At 56.3% G+C, this 12,103-nt stretch carries 13 protein-coding genes; all 13 read left to right on the top strand.

The genetic code is table 11. From position 1 onward, the window contains the following. The first annotated feature begins 461 nt into the window (after positions 1-461). The 13 genes from eutS to eutB all read left to right on the top strand — a co-directional run bounded on the left by eutS (position 462) and on the right by eutB (position 12,099). Positions 462-797, top strand: a complete 336-nt coding sequence (eutS, locus tag OGX66_RS00320) for an ethanolamine utilization microcompartment protein EutS (protein ID WP_003037995.1) — start codon at positions 462-464, stop codon at positions 795-797. Between the two features lie 12 nt (positions 798-809). Beyond that, positions 810-1,289 carry an ethanolamine utilization acetate kinase EutP gene (eutP, locus tag OGX66_RS00315; RefSeq protein ID WP_003037998.1) on the top strand — a complete coding sequence of 160 codons (480 nt, stop codon included), beginning with the start codon at positions 810-812 and terminating at the stop codon, positions 1,287-1,289. Then, positions 1,267-1,971, top strand: coding sequence for an ethanolamine utilization acetate kinase EutQ (gene eutQ, locus OGX66_RS00310; protein ID WP_003847253.1), 705 nt, complete (start codon positions 1,267-1,269; stop codon positions 1,969-1,971). Before eutP ends, eutQ begins: the two co-directional genes overlap by 23 nt. A 9-nt stretch (positions 1,972-1,980) precedes the next feature. Further along, positions 1,981-2,784 carry an ethanolamine utilization cob(I)yrinic acid a,c-diamide adenosyltransferase EutT gene (gene eutT / locus OGX66_RS00305; RefSeq protein WP_003838524.1) on the top strand — a complete coding sequence of 268 codons (804 nt, stop codon included), beginning with the start codon at positions 1,981-1,983 and terminating at the stop codon, positions 2,782-2,784. Beyond that, complete coding sequence (gene pta, locus OGX66_RS00300) at positions 2,781-3,797, top strand: phosphate acetyltransferase (protein WP_003847257.1); 1,017 nt, start codon at positions 2,781-2,783, stop codon at positions 3,795-3,797. The genes eutT and pta overlap by 4 nt, the downstream gene beginning before the upstream one ends. A gap of 37 nt (positions 3,798-3,834) precedes the next feature. Then, on the top strand, positions 3,835-4,128 hold the full coding sequence (gene eutM / locus OGX66_RS00295; RefSeq protein ID WP_003835054.1) for an ethanolamine utilization microcompartment protein EutM: 294 nt from the start codon (positions 3,835-3,837) through the stop codon (positions 4,126-4,128). 114 nt (positions 4,129-4,242) lie between these two features. Continuing rightward, positions 4,243-4,530, top strand: coding sequence for an ethanolamine utilization microcompartment protein EutN (gene eutN / locus OGX66_RS00290; protein ID WP_003038011.1), 288 nt, complete (start codon positions 4,243-4,245; stop codon positions 4,528-4,530). 11 nt (positions 4,531-4,541) lie between these two features. Then, positions 4,542-5,945: an aldehyde dehydrogenase family protein gene (locus tag OGX66_RS00285; RefSeq protein WP_044714144.1), complete on the top strand. Its 1,404-nt coding sequence runs from the start codon at positions 4,542-4,544 to the stop codon at positions 5,943-5,945. Between the two features lie 12 nt (positions 5,946-5,957). Then, positions 5,958-6,797, top strand: a complete 840-nt coding sequence (gene eutJ, locus OGX66_RS00280; RefSeq protein WP_003838530.1) for an ethanolamine utilization protein EutJ — start codon at positions 5,958-5,960, stop codon at positions 6,795-6,797. Next, on the top strand, positions 6,787-7,974 hold the full coding sequence (gene eutG / locus OGX66_RS00275) for an ethanolamine utilization ethanol dehydrogenase EutG (protein WP_003038020.1): 1,188 nt from the start codon (positions 6,787-6,789) through the stop codon (positions 7,972-7,974). Before eutJ ends, eutG begins: the two co-directional genes overlap by 11 nt. Before the next feature lie 119 nt (positions 7,975-8,093). Beyond that, entirely contained in the window at positions 8,094-9,326 is a 1,233-nt protein-coding gene (eutH, locus tag OGX66_RS00270) for an ethanolamine utilization protein EutH (protein ID WP_003038023.1), read from the top strand. Beyond that, complete coding sequence (gene eutA, locus OGX66_RS00265) at positions 9,323-10,726, top strand: ethanolamine ammonia-lyase reactivating factor EutA (protein WP_088903197.1); 1,404 nt, start codon at positions 9,323-9,325, stop codon at positions 10,724-10,726. The genes eutH and eutA overlap by 4 nt, the downstream gene beginning before the upstream one ends. Before the next feature lie 11 nt (positions 10,727-10,737). Beyond that, complete coding sequence (gene eutB / locus OGX66_RS00260; RefSeq protein ID WP_003038029.1) at positions 10,738-12,099, top strand: ethanolamine ammonia-lyase subunit alpha; 1,362 nt, start codon at positions 10,738-10,740, stop codon at positions 12,097-12,099. Positions 12,100-12,103: the final 4 nt, after the last annotated feature.

Below are 12,103 nucleotides of genomic sequence, written 5' to 3'. Positions count from 1 at the left end.
GAAGCTGACGACGGCGGTGCTCATCGCCACTAACCCGTCCACGTCGAGCGTAAAGCGCAGTCCCTGCTGTGACATGAGTTTATCTCCATGATATATCATCCGAAAGTCACCATACGCCAGTAAAGTCAGCACAGGTAGAACCGAAAGGTTGTTTGGGTGAGATTCAGAAAACGTTTAGGTCTGGAGATAAAAAACTATCATCAGTTTGTCGCTACTCGCGGCGGAAGCAACCTTTTACACAATCTATGATAGATGTTTTGATTAAAGTTATTTAAAAGCTAATGATTCCATTTAAAGCAAATGAACTTCTTTGATTTCTACATAAAATCCATGCGCTTCACTTTTTATTCCCCCTTCTCTTAGTGATCTACTTCACCTTTTAAACCTGGTTGCCGAATTTTGTTATTTACTCTGACAAAAAATTGCCACGATAAGGGCAGTTTTAGCGGAGGCGGTGAGCAATGGAAAAAGAACGCATTATTCAGGAATTTGTGCCGGGGAAACAGGTCACGCTGGCGCATCTCATTGCGCACCCCGGCGAGGAATTAGCGAAAAAGATCGGTGTTCCCGAAGCGGGCGCTATCGGCATCATGACGCTGACGCCAGGCGAAACCGCGATGATTGCCGGTGACTTAGCCATGAAGGCGGCGGATGTACATATCGGTTTTCTCGATAGATTCAGCGGCGCACTGGTGATCTACGGCTCGGTAGGCGCAGTAGAAGAAGCGTTATTACAGACGGTAAGCGGTCTGGGTCGATTATTAAATTTCACTTTGTGCAACCTGACAAAAAGTTAATCAGAGGCGGCGATGAAACGTATTGCGTTTGTCGGTACGGTGGGGGCGGGGAAAACAACGCTCTTTAATGCGCTACAGGGGAATTATTCCCTCGCCAGAAAAACACAGGCCGTGGAGTTTAATGAAAATGGCGATATCGATACGCCAGGGGAATATTTTAGCCATCCGCGCTGGTACCACGCCTTAATTACCACGCTGCAGGATGTCGATACGTTGATTTATATACACGCGGCAAATGATAAAGAAAGTCGCTTACCTGCCGGGCTGTTGGATATCGGTGCCAGTAAACGACAAATCGCCGTTATCAGTAAAACGGACATGCCGGATGCCGACGTCGCCGCAACGCGACAACTACTTCGCGGGATGGGGTTTCAGGAGCCGATTTTTGAGCTCAATAGCCATGACCCGCGCAGTGTGCAGCACCTGGTGGATTATCTGACTGAGCTCAGCCAAAAGGAGGAAAGGGCAGGTGAAAAAACTCATCACAGCTAACGATATTCGTGCGGCCCACGCACGCGGCGAACAGGAAATGTCGGTTGTTCTGCGCGCCAGCATCATCACCCCGGAGGCGCGCGAAGTTGCGGAGCTGCTGGGCGTTACCATCAGTGAATGCGATGAATCCGCGCCAGGAGCCGTCGCTGCTGCTCCGGCAGCGGTGACTGATGGCAAAACGGAAAGCCAGCGCATTCGCGAAACCATCATTGCGCAGTTACCGGAAGGGCAGTTTACCGAAAGCCTGGTCGCGCAGTTGATGGACAAAGTCATGAAGGAAAAGCAGTCGCTGGAGCAGGGCGGAATGCAGCCGAGCTTTAACTCGGTGACCGGCAAAGGCGGTGTGAAAGTCATCGACGGCAGCAGCGTGAAGTTTGGTCGTTTTGACGGCGCGCAGCCGCACTGCGTGGGCTTAACCGATCTGGTGACCGACCAGGACGGTAGCAGCATGGCCGCCGGGTTTATGCAGTGGGATAACGCCTTTTTCCCATGGACGCTGAACTACGACGAAATCGACATGATTCTGGAAGGAGAGCTGCATGTTCGCCACGAAGGCGAAACCATGATTGCAAAAGCCGGGGACGTGATGTTTATCCCGAAAGGCTCCAGCATCGAATTTGGTACGCCATCGACGGTGAAGTTTCTGTATGTGGCCTGGCCTGCGAACTGGCAGTCCTGCTAAGGCGGATGTATGAAGGATTTCATTACCGAAGCATGGCTCAGAGCGAATCATACGCTCAGCGAAGGGGCTGAAATTCATCTCCCCGCTGACGCTCGCCTGACGCCGTCTGCCCGGGAATTACTGGAAAGCCGACATCTGCGCATTAAGTTTATTGACGAGCAGGGCAGCCTGTTTATTGATGACGAAGAACAGCAGCCGCAGCCGGTGCATGGGTTAACCAGCAGTGATACGCATCCACAGGCCAGCTGCGAACTGTGCCATCAACCGGTGGCGAAGAAACCGGACACCCTGACGCATCTGACGGCGGACAAGATGGTCGCCAAAAGTGACCCTCGGCTGGGATTTCGCGCCGCGCTGGACAGCACCATCGCCCTGGCCGTGTGGTTGCAGATTGAGATGGCAGAACCGTGGCAGCCGTGGCTGGCGGATATCCGCTCGCGCCTGGGCAATATTATGCGCGCAGACGCCATGGATGAGCCACTGGCAGCACAAGCTGTCGTGGGTTTAAGTGACGAAGATTTACACCGTCTTTCGCATCAACCGCTGCGCTATCTGGACCACGACCATCTGGTGCCTGAAGCCAGCCATGGACGTGATTGCGCGCTGCTTAATCTGCTGCGTACCAAAGTCCGTGAAACGGAGACGGTGGCGGCCCAGGTATTCATCACTCGCAGTTTTGAGGTTATACGACCGGACATTATGCAGGCGCTCAACCGCCTTTCCAGTACGGTCTACGTGATGATGATTCTGAGTGTTGCAAAGCATCCGCTGACGGTTAGTCAAATTCAACAGAGACTGGGGGAGAAGCAATGATCATTGAACGTGCTCGTCAACTCGCCCAACGCTCACCTGCACGAGTAGTGTTCCCGGATGCGCTGGATGTCCGGGTGCTGAAGGCGGCGAATTACCTGCATCAGCACGGTCTGGCGCGCCCCATTCTCGTCGCCAGCCCGTTTGCGCTACGCCAGTTTGCGCTCAGCCATCGCGTAGCCATGGACGGTATTCAGGTTATTGATCCACAAAGCAATGTACAGATGCGTGAAGAGTTTGCCCTGCGCTGGCGGGCAACGGCGGGTGAAAAAACGCCGCCGGATGCGCGGGAGAAGCTCAACGATCCGCTGATGTTTGCCGCCGCGATGGTCAGTGCCGGTAAAGCCGATGTGTGTATTGCGGGCAACCTGTCATCAACGGCAAACGTGCTGCGTGCAGGGTTGCGCATTATCGGATTACAGCCTGGTTGCAAAACGCTGTCGTCAATTTTCCTGATGCTGCCGCAGTATCTCGGGCCGTCATTAGGATTTGCAGACTGTAGCGTTGTGCCGCAGCCCACCGCTGCACAGCTGGCGGATATCGCCATCGCCAGCGCTGAAACCTGGAAGGCGATCACAGGTGAAGAGCCGCGCGTGGCCATGCTGTCGTTTTCAAGTAATGGCAGTGCTCGCCATCCTAACGTCGCTAACGTGCAGCAGGCGACCGAGATCGTTCGTGAGCGTGCCCCGCAGCTTACAGTGGACGGTGAACTGCAATTTGATGCCGCCTTTGTTCCGGATGTCGCTGCGCAAAAAGCGCCCGCTAGTCCGTTAAAGGGCAATGCCAATGTGATGGTCTTCCCATCGCTGGAGGCAGGCAATATTGGCTACAAAATCGCTCAGCGTCTGGGAGGGTATCGCGCAGTAGGGCCATTGATTCAGGGGCTTGCCGCACCGCTTCATGATCTCTCTCGTGGCTGTAGCGTACAGGAAATTATCGAACTGGCGTTGGTGGCAGCAGTGCCGCGCCAGACTGACATGAGTCGTGAAAACGCCTCGCACACACTGGTTGTATAAGGTCCCGTTCAGGACCCCTTAATGAGAGGAAAACACAATGGAAGCATTAGGAATGATTGAAACCCGGGGCCTGGTTGCACTGATTGAGGCTTCTGACGCAATGGTTAAAGCGGCACGCGTGAAACTGGTTGGCGTGAAGCAGATCGGTGGCGGTCTGGTCACTGCCATGGTCCGTGGCGACGTAGCGGCATGTAAAGCTGCAACGGACGCAGGTGCTGCGGCAGCACAGCGTATTGGCGAGCTGGTTTCAGTGCACGTGATCCCGCGTCCGCACGGCGATCTGGAAGAAGTGTTCCCGATCAGCTTTAAAGGCGACAGCAACGACATGTAAGTCGTCCATGTGACGCCACAGACTTCATTGCTGGCGTCACCCTCTCTCCTTTTCACATTACCTTCTGCGGAGGGTAGGGGGAGGTTTTACCTGAAATATGCCACGGAGGCGCGTATGAAACTGGCAATCGTTACAGGACAAATTGTTTGTACCGTACGCCATCAGGGGCTCGCGCACGACAAGTTGCTGATGGTGGAAATGATTGACGCCCAGGGAAATCCCGACGGGCAATGTGCTGTTGCTATCGACAGCATCGGGGCGGGAACCGGAGAGTGGGTGCTGCTGGTCAGCGGAAGCTCCGCCCGTCAGGCGCACCGGAATGAATCATCGCCTGTCGATCTGTGCGTGATTGGCATTGTCGATGAAGTGGTGGCAGGTGGTCAGGTGATCTTCCATAAATAAGGCAGAAAATCATGAATCAACAGGATATTGAACAGGTCGTGAAAGCGGTACTGCTGAAAATGAAAGACAGCAGCCAACCCGTCAGTGCCGTTCAAGAAATGGGCGTTTTTGCCTCCCTGGATGACGCAGTGGCGGCAGCAAAACTGGCCCAGCAGGGGCTGAAAAGCGTCGCTATGCGCCAACTGGCTATCACGGCGCTACGTGAGGCGGGCGAAAAGCACGCCAGAGAATTAGCGGAACTTGCCGTCACTGAAACCGGCATGGGACGCGTCGAAGATAAATTTGCCAAAAACGTGGCGCAGGCGCGCGGCACGCCGGGTGTGGAATGCCTGTCTCCACAGGTTCTGACCGGCGATAACGGTCTGACGCTGATTGAAAACGCGCCGTGGGGCGTGGTGGCCTCGGTAACCCCATCCACCAACCCGGCCGCGACCGTTATTAACAACGCCATCAGCCTGATTGCCGCTGGTAACAGCGTGGTTTTCGCACCGCATCCGGCGGCGAAAAAAGTCTCTCAGCGCGCTATCACTCTGCTTAACCAGGCGGTAGTTGCCGCAGGCGGTCCGGCAAACCTGTTGGTGACGGTTGCCAACCCAGATATCGAGACTGCCCAACGTCTGTTCAAGTACCCTGGTATCGGCCTGCTGGTGGTGACCGGTGGTGAAGCCGTAGTAGATGCCGCGCGTAAGCACACCAACAAACGTTTGATTGCCGCTGGCGCAGGTAATCCGCCGGTGGTGGTTGATGAAACGGCTGACCTGGCACGCGCGGCGCAGTCGGTAGTCAAAGGCGCATCGTTTGACAACAACATCATCTGCGCTGACGAAAAAGTGCTGATCGTGGTCGATAGCGTCGCTGATGAACTGATGCGTCTGATGGAAAGCCAGCATGCGGTGAAACTCACCACGGCCCAGGCCGAACAGCTGCAGCCGGTGCTGCTGAAAAATATCGATGAGCGCGGTAAAGGCACGGTCAGTCGTGACTGGGTAGGTCGTGACGCAGGCAAAATCGCTGCGGCGATTGGTCTGAACGTACCGGATCAAACCCGTCTGTTATTCGTCGAAACCTCCGCGACGCATCCGTTTGCCGTCACCGAACTGATGATGCCGGTTCTACCAGTCGTGCGGGTCGCTAACGTCGATGAAGCCATTGAACTGGCGGTCAAGCTTGAAGGTGGTTGCCACCATACGGCGGCGATGCACTCGCGCAATATCGACAACATGAACCGTATGGCAAACGCCATTGATACCAGCATCTTCGTTAAGAACGGACCGTGCATTGCCGGTCTTGGACTCGGCGGCGAAGGCTGGACCACGATGACCATTACCACACCAACCGGGGAAGGGGTGACCAGTGCGCGTACGTTTGTGCGTCTGCGTCGCTGTGTGTTGGTAGACGCCTTCAGAATTGTATAAGGAGTAAATGAGATGGCGCACGACGAACAACGTTGGTTGACACCCAGACTGCTAAAAGCGGCAACGCTATGTAACCAGACGCCCACAAAGAGCGATTCACCGCTGTGGTTGGGCATTGATTTGGGAACGTGTGATGTGGTGTCGATGGTTGTGGACAGTGACGGACAGCCGGTCGCGGTTTGCCTGGACTGGGCCGATGTCGTGCGCGATGGCATCGTCTGGGATTTCTTTGGTGCGGTGACCATCGTTCGTCGCCATCTCGATACGCTCGAACAACAGTTGGGGTGCCGCTTTACCCATGCGGCAACCTCATTTCCACCGGGAACTGACCCTCGTATCTCTATTAACGTGCTGGAGTCTGCCGGGCTTGAAGTGAGCCATGTGCTCGACGAACCGACAGCGGTGGCGGATCTGTTGCAGCTCGATAACGCCGGCGTGGTGGATATTGGTGGTGGCACTACCGGGATTGCGATCGTTAAACAAGGCAAGGTGACCTACTCCGCTGATGAAGCAACCGGTGGGCATCATATCTCTCTGACGCTGGCCGGGAACCGTCGTATCCAGTTAGAAGAAGCCGAGCAGTACAAGCGTAGCAATGGCAAAGAAATCTGGCCGGTGGTGAAGCCTGTTTACGAAAAAATGGCGGAAATCGTGGCTCATCATATTGCGGGTCAGGGCGTTACCGATTTATGGCTGGCCGGTGGTTCCTGCATGCAGCCGGGCGTTGATGAGCTGTTCCGTAAGCGTTTCCCGGAACTGCAGGTGCATTTACCCCAGCACAGCCTGTTTATGACCCCGCTGGCGATTGCCAACAGCGGAAAAGAAAAAGCGGAAGGAATCTATGCAAGCTGAATTGCAGACCGCGCTCTTTCAGGCATTCGATACCCTGAATCTGCAACGCGTAAAAACGTTTAGCGTTCCACCGGTCACCCTTTGTGGGCTGGGAGCGCTCAGTACCTGCGGACAGGAAGCACAAACGCGCGGATTGACGCATATGTTCGTCATGGTGGACAGCTTCCTGCATCAGGCGGGGATGACCGCCGCGCTGGAACGCAGTCTGGCGATGAAAGGCGTGGCGATGACGCTATGGCCATGTCCGGTAGGCGAACCGTGTATTACGGACGTCTGCGCGGCGGTCGCGCAATTGCGTGAATCGAAGTGCGATGGTGTTGTGGCCTTTGGTGGTGGCTCCGTACTGGATGCCGCCAAGGCAGTGGCGTTGCTGGTGACCAACCCCACTCAGACGCTGGCAGACATGGACGAGCGCAGCGCGTTACGCCCACGTCTGCCGCTGATTGCCGTACCGACTACCGCCGGAACGGGCTCAGAAACCACCAACGTCACGGTAATAATCGACGCCGCGACTGGACTCAAAAAAGTGCTGGCCCACGCAACCCTGATGCCGGATGTGGCGATCCTGGACGCTGCATTGACGGAAGGCGTACCTGCACATGTAACGGCAATGACCGGGATTGATGCACTGACGCACGCCGTTGAAGCGTATAGCGCGCTGAACGCGACGCCGTTTACCGACAGTCTGGCGATTGGCGCGATTGCGATGATAGGTAAATCGCTGCCGAAGGCCGTCGGCTACGGTCAGGATCTGGCGGCGCGCGAAAGCATGCTGCTGGCTTCCTGTATGGCCGGGATGGCGTTTTCCAGCGCAGGGCTGGGCCTGTGCCATGCGATGGCACACCAGCCGGGAGCGACGTTGCATATCCCACACGGACAGGCTAACGCCATGCTGCTTCCTACGGTAATGGGGTTCAACCGCATGGTGTGTCGTGAGCGCTTCAGCCATATCGGACGCGCGTTAACCAACAAGAAATCGGACGATCGTGATGCTATCAACGCGGTCAGCGAGTTGATTAGCGAAGTGGGCCAGACCAAACGGCTCTCAGACGTTGGAGCAAAACCCGAGCATTACAGCGCATGGGCACACGCCGCGCTGGAGGATATTTGTATTCGCAGTAACCCACGCACCGCCACGCAGGAACAGATTATCGACCTGTACGCGGCTGCCGGGTAATGCCTGTAGGCCGGATAAGGTGCTCGCACCGCCATCCGGTAATAACACGGCGTTAATGCCGGAGGCGACGTAAACGTCTTATCCGGCCTACAAATCACAAATGACAGGGAGTAGGGGCTATGGGAATTAACGAAATCATCATGTACATCATGATGTTCTTTATGCTGATTGCCGCCGTGGACAGGATCCTGTCGCAGTTCGGCGGTTCGGCGCGCTTCCTCGGTAAGTTCGGTAAGAGCATTGAGGGATCGGGCGGTCAGTTTGAAGAAGGCTTTATGGCAATGGGCGCGCTGGGTCTGGCGATGGTCGGTATGACCGCGCTGGCGCCGGTACTGGCGCATGTGCTCGGGCCGGTAATTATTCCGCTGTACGAAATGCTGGGCGCGAACCCGTCGATGTTTGCCGGAACGCTGCTGGCGTGCGATATGGGCGGCTTCTTCCTGGCGAAAGAGCTGGCGGGCGGCGATGTGGCGGCGTGGTTGTACTCTGGCCTGATTCTCGGCGCGATGATGGGGCCGACGCTGGTGTTCTCCATTCCGGTTGCGCTGGGAATTATTGAACCGTCTGACCGTCGTTATCTGGCGCTGGGCGTGCTGGCCGGTATTGTCACCATTCCGATTGGCTGTATTGCGGGTGGTCTGGTCGCGATGTACTCCGGCGTGGAAATCAACGGTCAGCCGGTGGAGTTCACCTTTGCGTTGATCCTGATGAACATGATCCCGGTGCTGATCGTAGCCGTGCTGGTGGCGCTGGGACTGAAATTCATCCCGGAAAAAATGATCAACGGTTTCCAGATCTTCGCCAAGTTCCTGGTAGCGCTGATCACCCTCGGTCTGGCTGCGGCAGTCATCAAGTTCCTGCTCGGCTGGGAGCTGATCCCAGGTCTTGATCCTATTTTCATGGCGCCAGGCGACAAGCCGGGTGAAGTGATGCGCGCCATCGAAGTTATCGGTTCTATCTCCTGTGTGCTGCTGGGGGCCTACCCGATGGTGCTGCTGCTGACCCGCTGGTTTGAAAAACCGCTGATGAGCGTCGGCAACCTGTTAAAAGTCAATAACATTGCGGCTGCGGGTATGGTGGCAACGCTTGCCAACAACATCCCAATGTTCGGCATGATGAAAAACATGGATACCCGCGGCAAAGTGATCAACTGCGCCTTTGCGGTTTCCGCGGCCTTCGCTCTGGGTGACCACTTAGGTTTCGCCGCTGCCAACATGAACGCCATGATCTTCCCGATGATTGTCGGCAAGCTGATCGGCGGCGTGACGGCGATTGGCGTGGCTATGCTGTTAGTACCGAAAGACGAAGATGTTCCGGCACCAGCAGAAACCAATCCGGAGGCGCAATCGTGAATACTCGCCAGCTACTCAGCGTCGGTATCGATATCGGCACCACCACCACTCAGGTGATCTTCTCGCGCCTTGAGCTGGTTAACCGTGCGGCAGTGTCGCAGGTGCCGCGCTACGAATTCATCAAACGCGAAATTAGCTGGCAAAGCCCGGTGTTCTTTACCCCCGTTGATAAGCAGGGCGGGTTGAAAGAGGCCGAACTGAAAGCACTGATCCTCGCCCAGTATCAGGCGGCGGGGATTGCGCCAGAGACCGTCGATTCCGGCGCGATCATCATTACCGGGGAAAGTGCCAAAACGCGCAACGCGCGCCCGGCGGTGATGGCGCTCTCCCAGTCGCTGGGGGATTTCGTGGTTGCCAGCGCCGGTCCGCATCTGGAATCAGTGATTGCCGGTCACGGTGCGGGGGCGCAAACCCTTTCCGAGCAGAAGTTGTGCCGCGTACTGAATATCGACATCGGCGGCGGTACGTCGAACTACGTTCTGTTCGATGCCGGAAAAGTCAGCGGATCGGCCTGTCTGAATGTCGGCGGACGGTTACTGGAAACGGACGGTCAGGGGCGCGTGGTGCATGCGCATCAGCCGGGACAAATGATTGTGGATGACGTATTTGGTCCAGGCACTGATGCCCGAACCCTCAATGCGGCGCAGCTTGTTCAGGTGGCCCGACGGATGGCGGCGCTGATTGTGGAGGTGATTGACGGCACGCTTTCACCGCTGGCACAGGCGCTGATGCAAACCGCTCTGTTACCGGCGGGCGTGAAGCCGGAAGTGATTACGTTGTCCGGCGGGGTGGGCGAGTGCTACCGCAACCAACCTGCCGATCCGTTCTGTTTTTCCGACATTGGGCCGCTGTTAGCGACGGCGCTGCATGAACATCCGCGCCTGCGTGAGATGAACGTGCAGTTCCCGGCGCAAACCGTGCGCGCCACAGTGATTGGCGCCGGTGCGCATACGCTGTCGCTTTCGGGCAGCACTATCTGGCTGGAAGGTGTGGCGCTTCCGCTGCGCAATCTGCCGGTGGCGATTCCGGTTGATGAGGCTGATCTGGTGGCCGCCTGGCAACAGGCACTAATGCAGCTCGATCTGGACCCGCAAACGGACGCCTACGTGCTGGCGCTGCCCGGTTCTCTGCCGGTGCGCTACGCCGCGCTGTTAACGGTGATTGATGCGCTGCTGGCCTTTGTCGCGCGCTATCCGAATCCGCATCCCCTGCTGGTGGTAGCCGAGCAGGATTTTGGTAAGGCCCTGGGCATGCTGTTACGCCCACAGTTACAGCAACACCCGCTGGCGGTCATCGATGAGGTGGTTGTCCGGGCGGGGGACTATATCGACATTGGTACGCCTCTTTTTGGCGGATCGGTTGTGCCGGTGACGGTGAAATCACTCGCATTTCCTTCCTGAGGGAACGACTTATGAAACTAAAGACCACATTGTTCGGCAATGTTTATCAGTTTAAGGATGTTAAAGAGGTGCTGGCAAAAGCCAACGAACTGCGTTCGGGGGATGTGCTGGCAGGTGTCGCTGCAACCAGTTCGCAAGAGCGCGTGGCGGCTAAGCAGGTATTGTCGGAAATGACGGTAGCGGATATCCGTAATAACCCGGTGATTTCCTATGAAGAGGACTGCGTGACGCGTCTGATTCAGGATGACGTCAACGAAACGGCCTATAACCGCATCAAAAACTGGAGTATCAGCGAGCTGCGCGAGTACGTGCTAAGCGATGAAACCTCTGTTGATGATATTGCGTTTACGCGTAAAGGGTTAACGTCGGAAGTGGTCGCTGCGGTAGCAAAAATCTGCTCTAACGCGGACCTGATCTACGGCGGTAAGAAAATGCCGGTGATCAAAAAGGCTAACACCACCATCGGTCTACCGGGCACCTTTAGCTGCCGTTTGCAGCCGAACGATACCCGTGACGATGTACAGAGTATTGCGGCGCAAATCTATGAAGGACTGTCTTTCGGTGCGGGCGATGCGGTGATCGGTGTCAACCCGGTCACGGATGACGTGGAAAACTTAAGCCGTGTGCTCGATACCGTGTATGGCGTTATCGACAAGTTCAATATTCCGACCCAGGGCTGCGTACTGGCGCACGTCACCACCCAGATTGAAGCGATTCGTCGCGGTGCGCCGGGCGGGCTGATTTTCCAGAGTATCTGCGGTAGCGAAAAAGGCTTAAAAGAGTTTGGCGTTGAGCTGGCCATGCTGGATGAAGCGCGTGCAGTGGGTGCTGAATTCAACCGTATCGCCGGGGAAAACTGCCTGTACTTTGAAACCGGGCAAGGGTCTGCGCTCTCCGCTGGCGCTAACTTTGGTGCCGATCAGGTGACGATGGAAGCGCGTAACTACGGGCTGGCGCGTCACTACGATCCGTTCCTGGTGAACACCGTGGTGGGCTTTATCGGGCCGGAATATCTCTACAACGACCGTCAGATTATTCGCGCGGGCTTAGAAGATCACTTCATGGGCAAACTGAGCGGCATCTCAATGGGCTGCGACTGCTGTTACACCAACCATGCTGATGCTGACCAGAACCTCAATGAAAACCTGATGATTCTGCTCGCCACCGCTGGCTGCAACTACATCATGGGCATGCCGCTCGGTGACGACATCATGCTCAACTACCAGACCACCGCCTTCCACGACACCGCGACCGTGCGCCAGTTGCTGAACCTGCGCCCGTCGCCGGAGTTTGAACGCTGGCTGGAAACCATGGGCATTATGGCAAACGGTCGCCTGACCAAACGGGCGGGCGATCCGTCACTGTTCTTCTGATGAC

This window comes from Citrobacter sp. Cf072 (assembly GCF_030334485.1).
GTDB classification, from domain to species: domain Bacteria; phylum Pseudomonadota; class Gammaproteobacteria; order Enterobacterales; family Enterobacteriaceae; genus Citrobacter; species Citrobacter freundii.
This window is presented reverse-complemented; position numbering and strand designations above follow the sequence as displayed.